Annotated in this window: 2 protein-coding genes; both read left to right on the plus strand. The window is 71.8% G+C overall.

Annotation, left to right across the window (positions count from 1 at the left end; all coding sequences use genetic code 11):
• Window positions 1–50: 50 nt before the first annotated feature.
• Window positions 51–9,974: an amino acid adenylation domain-containing protein gene (locus SX243_00395; GenBank protein ID MDY7091407.1), complete on the plus strand. Its 9,924-nt coding sequence runs from the start codon at window positions 51–53 to the stop codon at window positions 9,972–9,974.
• On the plus strand, window positions 9,971–16,855 hold the full coding sequence (locus SX243_00400; protein MDY7091408.1) for an SDR family NAD(P)-dependent oxidoreductase: 6,885 nt from the start codon (window positions 9,971–9,973) through the stop codon (window positions 16,853–16,855). The genes SX243_00395 and SX243_00400 overlap by 4 nt, the downstream gene beginning before the upstream one ends.
• The last annotated feature ends 5 nt before the right edge of the window (window positions 16,856–16,860 follow it).

Genomic DNA, 16,860 nt, shown 5'->3' on the forward strand with positions numbered 1-16,860 from the left:
GTGGAAGCCGTTGCGGTCCACCCCGCCGGCGCGGTCATTGAAGAGGAATCATGCAAGACGTCTCCCAACGCCTCGACAAGCTCTCTCCCAAACAGCGCAAGCTCTTCGAGCTGATGCTGCTCCAGAAGCGCCGCCGCGAGGCTCAAAAACAGCGCATCCCCCGCCGGGAGCCGGCGCCCTCCGAGCCCCTGTCCTTCGCCCAGCAGCGGCTGTGGTTCCTGGACCGCTTGGCGCCGGGCAATCCGTACTACAACATGCCCCGGGCGATCCGCTTCCGCGGCGCCCTGGACCCCGCCGCCCTGGGCCGCGCCCTGGACGAGATCGTGCGCCGCCACGAGGCCCTGCGCACCGTCTTCACCACCGTCGACGACGAGGCGGTGCAGCAGGTGCGGGAACCCTTTTCCCTGGCCCTGCCGCGTCTCGATCTCGGCGGCCTCGACGCGGATGCGGCACAGCACACGGCAGAGCAAGTGGGAGCGGCGGCCATGCGCCGGCCCTTCGACCTCGAAACCGGCCCGCTGCTGCGCTGCCTGCTGGTGGTGCTGGGGGAGCGGGAGCACGTGCTCTTCCTCTCCATCCATCACATCGTCTCCGACGGCTGGTCCCAAATGGTGCTGGCGCGGGAGGTGGCACAGCTCTATCAGGCGATGGTGGAAGGGCAGCCGTCACCGCTGCCGGAGCTGCCGATCCAATACGCCGACTTCGCCGTCTGGCAGCGGGGCTGGCTCGACGAGGCGCTGCTGGACGCCGAACTGGACTATTGGGTCCGCCACCTCGCCGGTGCCCCGCCGCTTCTGGAGCTGCCGGCGGATCATCCCCGGCCGGCGGTGCAGAGCCTGGCCGGCGCCCACCGCTACTTCACCCTCGACGCCCGCCTCAGCCGCCGCCTGCACCAGCTCAGCGAGGCGGAGAATTGCTCCCTCTACATGACCCTGGCGGCGGCCTTCCGCACCCTGGTGATGCGGCTGACGGGGCGTACCGACCTGGTCCTCGGCTCCCCCATCGCCAACCGCCAGCGCCGGGAGCTGGAGGACCTCATCGGCTTCTTCGTCAACATGTTGGTGATGCGCACCGACCTGTCCGGGGACCCCACCTACCGCGAGTTCCTACACCGGGTGGAGGAGGTCACCCTCGCCGGCTACGAGAACCAGGATCTGCCCTTCGAGCGGCTGGTGGAAGCCCTCAAGCCGGAGCGGGATCTGTCCACCACGCCGGTCTTCCAGGTGATGTTCAACCTGCTCAACTTCCCCCACGCGCCGCACCAGCTGCCGGATCTGGAGATCGATCCCTGGCAGATGGGCACCGGCACGTCGAAATACGACCTCTCGCTCTATTTCTTCGGCAATGCGGAGCGCTTGGCGGGCTTTTTCGAGTACAGCACCGATCTTTTCGACGCCGCCACCATCGAGCGCATGCTGGGGTATCTGGAGACCTTGTTGGAGGCGGTGGTGGAAGACCCCGACCAGCGCCTCTCGGAGCTGCCCCTGATGCCCTCCGCCGAGCGCCACCAGCTGCTCTTGGAAGGCCAGCCGCCGGCGGCGCAGCTGGACACCGCCGGCGGTCTGCCGGGCTGGTTCGAGGCTCAGGCCCGGCGCACCCCCGAGGCGACGGCGCTGGAGGCGGCGGACGCGGTTTGGAGCTATCGCCGGCTGGCGGAGCGGGTCGAAGAGCTCGCCCACGCCCTGCACCGCCACGGCGTCGGCCCGGGCACCCGGGTGGCGCTGCTGCTGGACCGCCGGGCGGACCTGGTGGCGACGCTGCTGGCGGTGCTGCGCACGGGAGCCGCCTACGTTCCCGTGGACCCTGAATACCCGCGGGAGCGCATCGCCTTCATGATCGAGGACTCCCGCCCGCTGCTGGCGCTGGTGGAGGAGCAACACCGATCGCTGCTTTCCGGGGACGCCACCCCGGCCCTGAGCCTCGAGGAGCTGCTCGAAGAATCGCTCTCCGGCGCCCCTGAGAACGGGAGCTCTCCAACGCTGCCGCCGGTGGACCCGGACCTCACCGCCTACGTCATCTACACCTCCGGCTCCACCGGCCGCCCCAAAGGAGTGGCGGTGGCTCACCGGCCGCTGCTGCACTTCCTCCACGCCATGAGCCGGCGCCCGGGGCTGAGCTCCGAAGACAGCCTGCTGGCGGTGACCACTCTCTCCTTTGACATCGCCGGCCTGGAGCTCTATCTGCCGCTGGTGTGCGGCGCCCGGCTGGTGCTCGCCCAGGCGGGAGAGGCCGCCGACCCGGTGCGGCTGCGCCAGCGCCTGGAGCGTTCCGGTATCACCGTCATGCAGGCGACGCCGGTGACCTGGCGGCTGCTGGTGGACGCCGGCTGGCGCGGCGGCCCGGAGCTGCGCATCCTCTGCGGCGGCGAGGCTCTGAGCCGCAGCCTGGCGGACCAGCTGCTGGAGCGCGGCGGCGAGGTGTGGAATCTCTACGGCCCGACGGAGACCACCATCTGGTCGTCGGTGGAGAAGATCGAAGCGGGCACGTCGGTGCCCCTGGGCCGCCCCCTCCCCGGCACCCGCTTCTTCGTCGCCGATCCCCACGGTCGCCTGGCGCCGCTGTCGGTGCCCGGCGAGCTGCTCATCGGCGGAGCGGGGATGAGCCGCGGCTATTTCCGCCGCCCCGCCCTCACCGCCCAGCGTTTCGTCCCCGATCCCTTCAGCGGCGAGTCGGGAGCGCGCCTCTACCGCACCGGCGACCTGGTGCGGCCACGGCCCTCCGGCGAGCTCACCTTCCACGGTCGCATCGACCACCAGGTCAAGGTCCACGGCTTCCGCATCGAGCTGGGGGAGATCGAGGCGGCCCTGGAGCGCCGCCCGGAGATCGAGGCGGCGGTGGTGATGGCGGATCGCCGAGGCGAGCTGGGGGACCGGCTTGTGGCCTACGTGGTACCCGCCGCCACTGCCCCGGCGACCGACCAGGACCAGCCAGCCGACGCCGAGGCCGGTCCCGCCCTCGATGTCGCGGCGCTACGCCGACAGCTGGCGGAGGATCTTCCGGAGTACATGCTGCCATCGGTGGTGATGAAACTCGACGCCTTCCCGCGCACCGGCAGCGGCAAGGTGGACCGCAACGCCCTGCCGTCCCCGGACGCCAGCCAGGTCAAGGCCCAGGGCTTCGAGCCCCCCACCACCCCCCTGGAACGCCACCTGGAGGCCCATTGGTGCCGCGTCCTGGGAGTCTCTCGGGTGGGCCGCAACGAGCGCTTCTTCGACCTCGGCGGCAACTCCATCCAGGCGGCCATCGTGGTCAACGCGCTGCAGCAGGAGCTGGGGGAGATCCTCCACGTCACCGCTCTCTTCCAGGCCCAGACCCTGCGGGACCTGGTGGCCTTCCTGGAAACCCACTACCCCGAGGGCACCCGCAAGCTGCGCCTGCGGCTGGGGGAGTCGGCGGCGCCGCTGCCCGCCGCCCCCGGCCAGGAAGAGGGCGTCGGCCCCTTCGACTTCCTCGACCTGCGGCGGATGGTGGCCGAAGCTCACGAGGCCCGAAAGACCCAAGAAACCAGTGAAGCCGAGCCCAAAGCGAAGCTGCCGCCGGCGATCTTCATCCTCTCGCCGCCGCGCTCCGGCTCTACCCTGCTGCGGGTGATGCTCGCCGGCCACTCCCGGCTGTTCTCGCCGCCGGAGCTCGAATTGCTCGGCTACCGCACCCTGGGGAAGCGCCGGAACGACCTGTCGGGGGCCCACCGCTTCGCCCGGGAAGGCCTGCTGCGGGCGGTGATGGAGCTCGAAGACTGTGACGCCGAGGAGGCCATTCGCCGCCTCGGCGAGCTGGAGGACGCAGACCGCCCGGTGGCCGACGCCTATGCCTACCTGCAGGAGCGCAGCGGCCGCACGGTGGTGGACAAGACCTCTACCTACGCCCTCGACCCCACCGCCCTGGCGCGGGCGGAGGAGCTCTTCGACGGCGCCTACTACATTCAGCTGGTGCGCCACCCCTGCGCCACCGTGCGCTCCTACGTCGACGTGCGGCTGGAGCAATTCCTGCGCTTCGACAACCCCTACACGCCGCGCCAGCAGGCGGAGCTGCTGTGGACCGTGGGGCAGCAGAATATCCGCCGCTTCTTCGCCCAGCTGCCTCCGGAGCGCCACCGCACCCTGCGCTTCGAGGACCTGCTGGCGGATCCCGCGGGGGTGATGCGGGACCTGTGTCGCTGGCTGGGCCTCACGCCGGAGGAGGCGATGCTCGAGCCCTACCAGGGCGAGCGCATGACCGACGGCCTCTACGCCCAATCCCGGATGCACGGCGACCCCAAATTCCACCAGCACGACGGCATCGATGCGCGGGCGGCGGCCAGCGGCACCGACCGCTACCCCCTGAAGAGCCTGGCGCCGGTGACCCGGGACCTGGCGGCCGAGCTCGGCTATCCCTCCGAGGGAGACACCGAGGGCCTCATCCCCGCCGCCGCGGGGGAAGTGCAGCTCTCCTTCGCCCAGGAGCGGCTGTGGCTGATCCACCAGATCGAGCCCGACAGCCCCGCCTACCACATCCCCGCCGCCGTCAGCCTGCGCGGTGAGCTGGACGAGGCGGCGCTGGAGCGGGCCTTGGCGGCGCTCCTCCGGCGCCACGCCGTGCTGCGCACCGCCTACGGCACCCGCGAGGGCCGTCCCCGGGCGATGGTGCTGCCCAACCCCAATCCGCGGCTGCGGCGGCTGGATCTCACCGAAGCCTCCAGCTCCGATTCGCCTCTCCCGGCGGACCGCGATGGACTGATCGCCGAACTCGCCCGGCGCGAGGCCCTGGAGCTCTTCGACCTGGAGAGCCCGCCGCTGCTGCGCGCCACCCTGCTCCGCCTCGGCGCCGATGAGTCGCTGCTGCTGGTCACCCTGCACCACATCGTCGCCGATGGCTGGTCCCTGGGAGTGCTGGTGGGCGACCTGGCGGCGCTCTACGAGGCCGAGCGCCTGGGGGCACCGTCCCCCCTCGGCGCTCTGCCGGTGCAATTCTCCGACTACGCCGCCTGGCAGCGGCGCCGGTTGGAAGCTTCGGAGGACAAGGCCCGGGAAGGAGAGCCCAGCGGCCTGGAGAAGCTGCTCGACTATTGGCGCGGCGAGCTCGGGCACCGGGAGCTGATTCTCGAGCTGCCCACCGACCATCCGCGGCCCCTGGAACCCTCCGCCGAGGGCGGCGAGGCCTCCCTCACCGTGGCACCGGAAGTGGTTCAAGGCCTGGTGCAGCACGGCCGGGAGCACGGCGCCACCCTCTTCATGGTGGTGGCGGCGGCGCTCCAGACCCTGCTCCACCGCCTCAGCCAGCAGGACGAGGTGGCCATCGGCACCGCCGTCGCCAACCGTCCGCGGGCGGAGCTGGAGCCCCTCATCGGCTGCTTCGTCAACCTGCTGGTGCTCGCCCAGGACACTCCCGGCGGCCGCTCCTTCGAGGAGCTCCTGGCGGCGGTGAGCCAATCCGTGGTGGGCGCCTTCGAGCACCAGGAGCTACCCTTCGAGCGCCTGGTGGAGGCGCTGGACCCACAGCGGGATCTGGGCCGCCACCCCCTCTTCCAGGTGCTGCTGCTGTTCCAGAACGCGCCGGTGCCGCGCATCGAGCTGCCGGGGCTGGTGCTGAGCTCGGTGGACGTGCCCGCGGGCACCTCGCCCTACGACCTCATCGTCACCCTGGCGGAGCAGCAGGGCGGCCTGGGGGGAACCCTCAAATACCGCCGCGACCTCTTCGACGCCGCCACCGGCGAGCGCTGGGCGCGAGCCTTCGAGACCTTGTTGGGCGGCCTCGCCAAGGGCTTCGAGCCACGCCTCGACACCCTGCCGGTGCTCACCGCCGCCGAGCGCCACCAGCTGGTCCACGGCTGGAACGCCACGGACCGACCTCTCGCCGCCCTCGAGGAGTCGGTGAGCCGGCGCTTCCGCCGAACCTGTGCGGACCGGAGCGAAGCGCCGGCGCTGGTGGCCGGCGAGGAGAGCCTTTCCTACGGCCAGCTGGGGCGCCGGGTGGCGCGCCTTTCCCGGCGGTTGCGCCAGGCTGGGTTCGATGCTGGGGTCGGTGCCGGCGTCGGCCCGGAGCAGCCGGTGGCGGTGTGCCTGCCGCGCTCGACGGAGCTGGTGGTGGCGCTGCTGGCGGTGCTCGACGCCGGCGCCCCCTATCTGCCCCTGGACCCCGAGTACCCGCGGGAGCGCTTGGCCTTCATGCTCGAAGACTCCGGCGCCGGAGCGCTGATCACCACCGCCGAGCTGGCGGAGCGACTGAGCGGGTCCTCCGCCGCGGCGCCGGTGGTGATCGATCCGCTGCAGGAGGAACCCTCCACCGAAGATTCTGCTTCCCAAGAGGCCCCGCCCGAAGAGAGCTGGCCCGAGCTGAGCTGGCCCGAGCTGAGAGGCAGCGCCGCGGAGACTCTGGCCTATTTGATCTACACCTCCGGCTCCACCGGCCGGCCCAAGGGCGTCATGGTGCCCCACCGCACCCTCGCCGGCTTCCTGGCGGCCATGGACGAGGTTCTCGGCGACGAGCCCAAGACCTGGCTGGCGGTGACCAGCGTCTCCTTCGACATCTCGGTGCTGGAGCTCCTGTGGACCCTTTCCCGAGGCCACCGGGTGGTCCTCGCCGGCGCCCAGGAGCTTTCCGGCGCCCAGGTCCTCGCCGCCAAAGCCCCCGGCGAGCCGATGCGGGGTTCCGCTCACGGTCAGCAGGCCCGCAGCCAGCAGGCCCGAGGCCAGCAAAACCGGGGCCAGCAAGATCGGGGCCGCGACCTGAGCCTCGCGTACTTCGCCAGTGAGGCAACACGTGAGGCAAAGAGGGAGAGTCCGGAGGACAACGACCCCTACCGCCTGCTCCTCGAAGGTGCGCGCTTCGCCGACCGCCACGGCTTCCGCGCCGTGTGGACTCCGGAGCGTCACTTCCACGCCTTCGGCGGCCCCTTCCCCAACCCCGCCCTCACCGGCGCCCTGGTGGCCGGGGTCACCGAGCGCCTGGAGATCCGCGCCGGCAGCGTGGTGCTGCCGCTGACCTCGCCGGTGCGGGTGGCGGAGGATTGGGCGCTGCTGGACAACGCCTCCCGCGGCCGGGTAGGCGTCGCCTTCGCCTCCGGCTGGCACGCCAACGACTTCGTCCTGGCGCCGGAGAACTTCACCCAGCGCAAGGAGCTGGTGCGCCAGGGCATCGAGCAGGTGCGGGCCCTGTGGCGCGGCGAGGCCGTGGCCCTGCCCAACGGTCTGGGGGAGACCCTCGCGGTGCGAACCTATCCGCGGCCTCTGCAACCGGAGCTGCCGGTGTGGACCACCGCCGCCGGCAACCCGGAGACCTTCGCCCTCGCCGGCGAGCTGGGCACCGGCGTGCTGACCCACATGCTGGGACAGGACCTGGCGGCGCTGGAGGAGAAGATCGGCGTCTACCGCGAGGCCCTGGCGCGCCACCATCCCGGCCATCCGGGGCACGTGGCGGTGATGCTCCACACCTTCGTCGCCGACGACCTGGAACCGGCCCGGCAGGCGCTGCGGCGCTATCTGCGCAGCTCTGCCGATCTCATCGGCTCGCTGGTGCCGGAGGGCACGCCGACGGAGGAGGAGGAGCGGGAGATCGAGGCCCTGCTGGAGGCCCACGTCGGCCGCTATCTGAACGGCGCTTCCCTCATCGGCGACCAGCGCCGTGGCCGCGAGATCCTCGAGGCGATGAGCGCCGCCGGTGCCGACGAGGTGGCGTGCCTCCTCGACTTCGGCGTCGCCACCGACGACGCCCTCGGCGCCCTGGAGCCCCTGGACGCCCTGCGCCGGGACTGGCAGGGGGAGAACCCGCCGACGGTGGCCTTGCCGGCCTTCCGCCCCCGGACCCCGGAAGCGGTCACCGAAAGCCTCGCCGGGCTGATCCGCCGCCACCGCGTCACCCACCTCCAATGCACCCCGTCGCTGGCCCGCATGCTCGCCCTCGACCCCGACTCCCGCCCCGCCCTGGCGGAGCTCGACGCGCTGCTGGTGGGGGGCGAGGCGCTGCCGGCGGAACTGGCCCAGGATCTGGCCACGGTGCTGATGGGCCGTCTGCTCAACATGTACGGCCCCACCGAGACGACGGTGTGGTCCAGCTGCCACCCGGTGGCCGGCGAGGGGGCGACGGTGCCTATCGGCCAAGCAGTGCCCATCGGCCAAGCGGTGGCCAACACCCAGATCCACCTGCTGGACCGTTCCGGCGGCTTGGTGCCGGTGGGAACACCAGGGGAGGTGATGATCGGGGGAGTGGGCGTGGTGCGGGGCTATCACGGCCGCCCGGCTCTCACCGCCCAGCGCTTCCTGCCGGATCCCTACGCCGCCGAGCCCGGCGCTCGCCTGTACCGCACCGGGGACCTGGCGCGGCGGCGCGGCGACGGCGTGCTGCTCTTCCAGGGCCGGGTCGACCAGCAGGTCAAGATCCGCGGCCACCGCATCGAGCCCGGGGAGATCGAGGCGCACCTGGAGGCACGGCCGGAGGTGCGGGAAGCGGCGGTGGTGGCCACCCGCGGCAGCACCGGCGACACCCGCCTGATGGCCTACGTGGTGCCCACCCGGCGCGCCGCCCTCACCCCCGCCGTCGACGCCCAGCGGCGGCGCTCGCTCCTCGCCGGCCGGCTGGAAGTGCGGCTGCCCAACGGCATGGTGGTCACCCACTTGAGCGACTTCCAGGCGAACAATATGTACCGGGAGATCTTCGAGACCGAGACCTACCTGCAGCACGGGGTGACCCTCGACGAAGGCGCCTGCGTCTTCGACGTCGGGGCCAACGTCGGCCTCTTCACCCTCTTCGTGCACCATGCCAGCCCCGGCGCCCGGGTCTACTCCTTCGAGCCCATGCCCGACACCCACGGCGCCCTGGCCACCAACGTCGCCCTCTACGATCTCGACGTGGTGCTCTTCGACCAGGGTGTCTCCGACGAGCCGGGGGAGGCGGAGTTCACCTTCTACCCCCACATGCCGGGCATGTCGAGCCGCTTCGCCGACCCCGAGGAGGACAAGCGGGAGACCGCCAGCCTGATCCAGGCCTGGCTGCGGGAGGAAGCCTCCGAGGGCGCCCGCTCGGTGCTCGACCAGCAGCAGCTCACCGAGTACCTGGACCAGCAATTCGAGAGCCGCCGGGTGCGCCGCTCGCTGATCACCCTGACGGAGGTGGTGCAACGCTACGGCGTCGAGCGCATCGACCTGCTCAAGATCGACGTCGAGCGCAGCGAGATGCACGTCATGCGCGGCCTCGACGACGAGCTCTGGCCGCGGGTGCGCCAGGTGGTGGCGGAGGTCCACGGCGACGACCTGCGGGACCAATGCACCGACTTCCTGGAGGCCCACGGCTTCGAGGTGGCCATCGACGATCACGTGGTGGTGGAAGACGACCATCCGTCGCCGGTGCGGGTGTACATGATCTACGCCCGGCGCCCGGAGGACGGCGGCATCCAGCCGTCGGCCCCTCTTGCTGCCAGCACCGCTGCTGCCGACACCGCCGCGGATTCCGCCGACACCGCCTTCGATACCGCGACGCTGCGCCAGGTCCTTGCCCGGGAGCTGCCGGAGGCCATGGTGCCGGCGCGCATCGTCGAGCTCTCCTCCCTGCCCCGCACTCCCAACGGCAAGCTCGACCGCCGAGCGCTGGCGGAGCGCGCCGGCGAGACCGCTGCCCAGGAAGTCCCAGAGGCCGCCTCGGACCAGCCCTACGCACCGCCGGGCAACGACACGGAACGGGTCATCGCCGAGGTTTTCGAGCAGATCCTCGATCTCGAATCCGTCGGCGTGGACGACAACTTTTTCGACCTGGGGGGCAATTCGGTGCTCATCGTCGAGGCCAACAGCCGCCTGCGCACCGCCCTCGGCCGCCCCATCTCGGTGGTCAAGATGTTCCGCCATCCGACGGTGCGGTCGCTGGCGGGCTTCCTGGCGAACGAGGAGCAGGATGCTCCCGCCGTCGACGAGAGCCGCGCCCGCGCCCAGGCCCGACTCGCCTCGCTGCGCCGCCGTAGCGGCGGACCGCCACGACGCCCCAACCCCGAGCCTTCGGAGGGAGCATGAGCTCGTTCGACGACGCCTTTCATCACATCGCCATCATCGGCCGCTTCGGCCGTTTCCCGGGAGCGCCGGATCTTGCCACCTATTGGCAGAATCTGCGCGCCGGCGTCGAGTCCATCTCCTTCTTCACCGACGAGGAGCTGCTGGCGGCGGGCACGCCGCCGGAGGCGTTGGCGGCGCCCAACTTCGTCGGCGCCAAGTCGACCCTGGAGGATGCCGACCGCTTCGACGCCGGGCTCTTCGGCTACAGCCCGTCGGAGGCGGAGCTGATGGATCCCCAGCACCGCCTCTTCCTGGAGGCCGCCTGGTCGGCGCTGGAGGACGCCGGCTACGACCCGGCCCGCGCCGAGGAGCGCATCGGCGTCTTCGCCGGGGTCGCCGCCAACACCTATCTGCGCAACCTCTACTCGTCCCCGGAGGTGCTGGAGGGGGTGAGCGACCTGCAGATCATCGTCGGCAACGACAAAGACTTCCTGGCCTCGAAGGTCTCCTACAAGCTCGACCTGCGGGGCCCCAGCGTGGTGGTGCAGACCGCCTGCTCCACCTCCCTGGTGGCGCTGCACCTGGCCTGCCAGAGCCTGATCAACCAGGAATCCACCCTGGCCCTCGCCGGCGGCGTGTCGGTGAAGGTGCCGCTGGTCAGCGGCTACCCCTACCTGGAGGGCGGCCATCGATCTCCCGACGGCCATTGCCGGGCCTTCGATGCAGAGGCCAACGGCACCGCCTTCGGCGACGGGGTCGGGGTGGTGGTGCTCAAGCGGCTGTCCGAGGCCATGGCCGACGGCGACACCATCCACGCGGTGATCCGCGGCACCGCCATCAACAACGACGGCTCCCTCAAGGCCGGCTACACCGCCCCCAGCGAGGCAGGCCAGGCGGAGGTTTTGGCGGAGGCGCTGGCGCTGGCGGAGATCGAGCCGGAGACCGTCGGGATGATCGAAGCCCACGGCACCGGCACCACCCTCGGCGACCCCATCGAGGTGGCCGCCCTCAAGCGGGTCTACGGCTCGGCACCGCGGCCGGAGCGCTGCGCCCTGGGCTCGGTGAAGACCAACGTCGGCCATCTCGACGCCGCCGCCGGCGTCGCCGGGCTCCTCAAGGCGGTCTCCTCCCTGGAGCACGGCGAGATTCCTCCGAGCCTGCACTTCCACCGACCCAATCCGCGGCTGGAGCTGGAAGAGAGCCCCTTCTTCGTGCCCACCGAGCCCACGCCCTGGCCGGTGGACGGCCCCCGCCGCGCCGGCATCAGCTCCTTCGGTGTCGGCGGCACCAACGCCCACGTGGTGCTCGAGGAGGCGCCCCGGCGGCTGCCCTCCGGCCCCTCCCGGCGCTGGCAGATCGCCGCCTTCTCCGCCCGCGGCGACGGCGGTCTGGAGCAGCTCGCCGAGAGCCTGGCCAAGCATCTGGAGAGCCATCCGGAGCAGCCCCTGGCGGACGTCGCCTTCACCCTGCAGATGGGCCGCCGAGGCCTCCCCCGCCGGCGGGTGGTGGTGGCCCGGGATCGCGAGGAGATGGCGCGGCAGCTGGCCGCCGGCGAGGGCTTCACCGCCACCGCTGCCCGGGACGACCGGCCGGTGGCCTTCCTCTTCCCCGGCCAGGGCACCCAGCACTTGCGCATGGGGATGGAGCTCTACCGCACCGAACGAGAGTTCCGGCGGGTGGTGGATCGGTGCAGCGAGCTCCTCGAGCCCCACCTCTTGCTCGACCTGCGGAAGCTCCTGGATCCGCCGGCGGGAGAGGAGGACGCGGCGGCGGAGCGCCTAGGCACCACTGCCCTCGCCCAGCCGGCCCTCTTCGTCATCAGCTACGCCCTGGCCCAGCTGTGGATCTCCTGGGGCGTCGAGCCTCGGGCCATGCTCGGTCACAGCCTCGGGGAGTGGGTGGCGGCGTGTCTGGCGGGGGTGGTGACCCTGGAGCAGGCGCTGCCCCTGGTGGCCGCCCGGGGAGCGTTGATGCAAAGCCGCCCCGCCGGTGCCATGTTGGCGGTGCCCCTGGCGGCGTCGAAGATCGAGCCGCGGCTGGGGAACGCCCTGGCCCTGGCGGCGGTGAACGCCGCCGAGCGCTGCGTGGTCTCCGGCCCGGTGTCGGCCGTGGAAGACCTGGCCCGCCGCCTGGAAGAGGAGGGCGTCGGCTGCCGCCGGCTGGCCACCTCCCACGCTTTCCACTCGGCGATGATGGATCCCATCCTCGGCTCCTTCGCCCAGCGGCTTCGGGAGATCGAGCTCCAGGCCCCCCAGATTCCCTTCGTCTCCAACGTCACCGGTACCTGGATTACCCCCCAGCAGGCCACCGACCCGGACTATTGGTGCCGCCAGCTGCGCCAGACGGTGCGCTTCGCCGACGGCCTGGAGGAGCTCCTCGACGGCGACCCCTTGCTCCTGGAAGTGGGGCCGGGGCAGACCCTCTCGTCCCTCGCCCGGCGCGCCGGCGCCACCGCCGTGGCCTCCCTGGGCAAGGCGTCCGAGGTGCCCGAGGAGCGGCGGGTGATGGCGGCGCTGGGGGCGCTGTGGGCTCAAGGGGCAGCGATTCCATGGCAACGGCTCTACTCCGGCGAACAGCGCCACCGCGTGCCCCTGCCCACCTACCCCTTCGAGCGCCAGCGCTTTTGGGTCGAGGGCCGCCGCTCTCCCCAGGCCCCGGCGCGGCGCCGCCGCGGACTCTACCGCCGGCCGGAGGACGATTGGCTGTCGGTTCCCACCTGGCACGAGCTCGCGCCGAGCTCTCCCCGGCCCGCCACCGCCGAGGAGCACAGCGGCGATGAGGGCGGCTCGTGGTGCCTGATTCCCGATCAGGGGGGCTGGGCGAAGGCCCTCGCCGAGGCTCTGGAGCGTCGGGGAGAAGAAGTCTCCATCCTCTCTGGGGCCGAGGCCGAGGCCGAGGATGAACCCTGGGCTCAGCGGCTCGAGGACCTCTCCGTCGCGAGGGTGGTGGACCTGCGGGGAATGGACTCCTGGGCCCAAGCCAGCGAAGGAGCCAGTGAGCAAACCAGCGAAGACGCCGCCCGGGTCCACGAACTCACCGCCCTCGCCGTGGCGGTAGCGGACGCCGGCACGGCCCAGGCGCCCGCGGAGCTAACGCTGGTCGCCCGCGGTCTCGCCAGCGTCGCCGGCGAGGGACCGGTGGAACCCGCCAAGGCGCTGCTCACCGGCGTGGTGGCGGTGCTGCCCCAGGAGGAGGCGAGCCTGGTCTGCCGCGGCCTCGACCTCACCGGAGCCCCGGAGGAGCCGGCTGCGCCGGCGATGGTGGAGACCCTGGCCCGGGAGCTCCTGGCGGAGGAGCCGGCGGAGACCCCGGCCGATGCGGCGACCGGGCTGCGCTGGCGCTGGGTGGCGCTGCGCGGCGACCGCCGCTTCGCCCGGCGCCTGAGCCCGTGGGCTCTCGCGACCGACGACGGCCCGCGAGACGACGGGAGCTGGCTGCGGGAGGAGGGCGCCTACCTGATCACCGGCGGCCTCGGCGGTCTCGGCTGGACCCTGGCCCGCCGCCTGGCGGAGGAGCGCCGAGCACGGCTGGTGCTCATCGGCCGCTCCCCCTTTCCGGCCCGCGAGACCTGGGACGAGATCCTCGCCGATGCCCACCACAACACGCCGCCGGACATCCGCCAGCGCATCGCCGAGATCCGCAGCCTGGAAGCCGCCGGTGCCCGCATCCTGGTGCGCTCCGCCGACGTCACCGACGCCGGCGCAATGGCGCAGGTCTTCGCGCGGGCGGAAGAAGAGCTGGGTCCCCTGGACGGCGTCTTCCACGCCGCCGGCGTTCCCGGCGGCGGCATCGCCCGCCGGCGCAGTGCCGAGGAAATGGCCGTGGTGCTGGCGCCGAAGGTCGCCGGCACCCGGGTTCTCGACCAGCTCCTCAGTTCGCGGCCGGAAACTTTCTTGGTGCTCTTCTCCTCGGTCAACGCCGTCCTCGGCGGCGTCGGGCAGGTGGACTACGCCGCCGCCAACGCCTACCTGGACGCCTTCGCCGAGGCCCGCCGCGGCGAGGGCCGCCGCGCCCTGGCCATCGATTGGGACGCCTGGCGGGAGGTGGGCATGGCCGCCGCTGGAACCCGCCTCGACCCGCGGCGCCACCCCTTCCTGCAGCGCATCGAGAGCTCCGACGGCACCCTCACCGCTCACAGCGAGCTGCAAGCGGGACAGACCTGGGTGGCGGACGAGCACCGGATCCTCGGCCGTGCCGTGGTCCCCGGCACCGGCCAGCTGGAGATCGCCCGGGCGCTCTTCGAGTCTCAGGAGGAGGGCGGCTCCCCAGCAAACCGGGCGGTGGAGATTCACGACGTCTTCTTCATGGCTCCCCTGGTGCTGGGCGAGAGCCCCCGGCAGGTCCAGGCTCGGCTGGAGCCCGCCGGCGACGAGTACCGCTTCCAGCTCGCCAGCCGCCCGGCGAGCACCGGAGGCCCGGTGGGACCGGACGACGGGCCGGAAACGGTGCACGGGGTGGCGCGGGTCCGGGGCGTGGAGGCTGCCGCCGGCACCGTCGACCTCGACGCCTTGCGGCAGCGCTGCCGCAGCACGCCGCCGGAAGAGCGGCTGCGCACCTGGTGGCTGGGCTACGACGGCTCCCGAGACGACGAAGAGGTGGCGCGCTACGGCCCGCGCTGGCGCAGCCTGGTCTCCTTCTACACCTCCGGACCGGAAGCTGGCGACGACGAGAGCCTCGCGGAGCTGCGGCTGGATCCTCAGGTCGCCGGCGATCTGCGGCTCTTCTCCTTCCACCCGGGCCTGATGGACGTCGCCGTGGGCAGCCTCTACCGCGCCCGGGACCGCGGTCCCTACGCGCCTTTCAGCTACCGCCGGCTGCGCATCTTCGGCGCCATCCCCGAGCACGTGGTGGTGCACGCCCGGCGCAGAGGTCTCGATGAGGCCAGAGCTCTTGGTGAGGAAGCGGACGGCGACGCTCCCGAGAGCCTGAGCTACGACGTGACCGTCTGTGACCCCGAGGGCCGGGTGCTGGTGGAGGTGGAGGACTACACCTACAAGCGGGTGCGCATGGATCCCATGGCGGCCGATGAAGCCAACGAAGAGGGCGAGCAGAAACCGAAGCAGGCGGCGAGACAGCCGACGGTGCTGCAGCGGGGCCTGGCTCCGGAGGAGGGCCTGCGGGTGTTGGAAGGGCTGTTGAGCCATCCAGCACCGGCGCGGGTGGTGGTCTCCACCGTCGATCTGGAGGCGCTGGAGCAGGAGATCTTCGCCCGCATGGAGCAGCTCCGGGCCCCGGCGGCGGCCCGACCGGCGCATCCGCGGCCGGATCTGGCAACCCCCTATGTGGCGCCGCGCAACCCGTCCGAGGAGCAGCTGGCGGAGATCTTCCAGCAGGTCTTGGGCATCGAGCGGGTGGGGATGGACGACTCCTTCTTCGAGCTCGGCGGCGATTCGGTGATCGCCATCCAGGCCATCGCCCGCGCCGGCCAGGAGGGCTTCCAGCTCTCCCCCAACGACCTCTTCCAACACCCGACGGTGGCACAGCTGGCGGAGCGCGCCGGCAGTGGCGAGGCGCCGGCGGCCACCCGGCTGCCGCCCATCGAGGCCACCGAGGGGGAGGTGCTGCCCCTGTCCCTGAACCAGGAACGCTATTGGGCCCGCTACCGCCGCGGTGGCGCCAGTGCTTCCCTCAACCTGCCGCTGGCGGTGGGTTTCGTAGGGCGGCTGAACCTGCCGGTGCTGGCCGCCGGTCTGCAGCTCATTCTCGACCGCCACGAGGCCATGCGGACGCGCTTCCGCCAGGGCGACGACGGGGCACAGCAGGTGGTGCTGCCCCGGCTGCGGCTGCGCATGCCCCTGGTCGACCTCAGCCGGCTACCGGAGGAGGTGTCGAAGCTGGAGGCGCGGCGGCTGCGGGATCATGAGGCGAGCCACGTCTTCGATCTGGAGCGGGAGATCCTCTTCCGCATCACCCTGATCCGGCGCTCTGCCGAAGAGCACGAGCTCTTCGTCATCAAACACCACCTGATCACCGACGGCTGGTCCGGCGGCCTCTTCGCCCAGGAGCTGGCGGAGCTCTATGCGGCGACGGTGGAGCAGCGCGAGCCCCGGCTGCCCCGGCTGCCCATCCGCTACGGCGACTACGCCGTCTGGCAGCGGGAGCATCTGGTGGCCGGTGGCGTGCTGGCGGAGCAGCTGGAACACTGGCGCGGCGAGCTCGACGGCGGCGACTTCCCGATCCTCGAGCTTCCCGGCGACCACCCGCGCCAGGGCGGCGGCGGCTTCCCCTCGGAGGACATCTTCCGCCAGCTGCCGGCAGAGCCCTACGAGGCTCTCAAGGCCTTCGCCCGCAGCCACAACGCGACCCCCTTCATGGTCCAGCTGGCGGCTCTCAACGTGCTGCTGGCGGCCTACACCGGCCAGCGGGACATCGCCCTCACCACCGACGTGGCGAATCGCGAGCGGGTGGAGACCGAGCCCCTCATCGGTCTGTTCACCAACGTCCTGGTGCTGCGCAACGACCTGGCCGGCGATCCGACGGTAGAGGAGCTCTTGGAGCGCACCCGCAACTCCACGGTGCGCTCCTTCGATCATCAATTCCTGCCCTTCGCGGACCTCATGGGAGCCCTCAAGCCCGGCTGGCTGGAGGCCTATCACCAGGTCTTCCCGGTGGCCTTCGTATTCCAGAACTACCCCGGCCGCAGCTTTTCGCTGCCGGGGCTGGAGCTGCGCTCCCTGGAGATCGACCCGGGGGCGGTGTCCCGGGATCTGCTGGTGATCACCGGCGAGACCGGCGACGGCCTGCGGGTGGCCTTCCGCTATCGCACGGACCTCTTCGAGGCGTCGACGGTGGAGCGCCTGGTGGAGGATTATCTGGGCCTGCTGCGGAGTCTGCCGGAAGACCCCCAGCGCCGGCTCTCGGACCTGCTGGCGCCGCTCTCGTCACCGGCGCCAGCGCGCTAGGTGGC

Source organism: Acidobacteriota bacterium, assembly GCA_034211275.1.
Taxonomy (GTDB): domain Bacteria; phylum Acidobacteriota; class Thermoanaerobaculia; order Multivoradales; family JAHZIX01; genus JAGQSE01.

What these genes read in the sequence shown, in the direction of transcription:
- SX243_00395 (MDY7091407.1), top strand. Translation starts at nt 51, where the DNA reads ATGCAAGACGTCTCCCAACGCCTCGACAAGCTCTCTCCCAAACAGCGC.
- SX243_00400 (MDY7091408.1), top strand. Translation starts at nt 9,971, where the DNA reads ATGAGCTCGTTCGACGACGCCTTTCATCACATCGCCATCATCGGCCGC.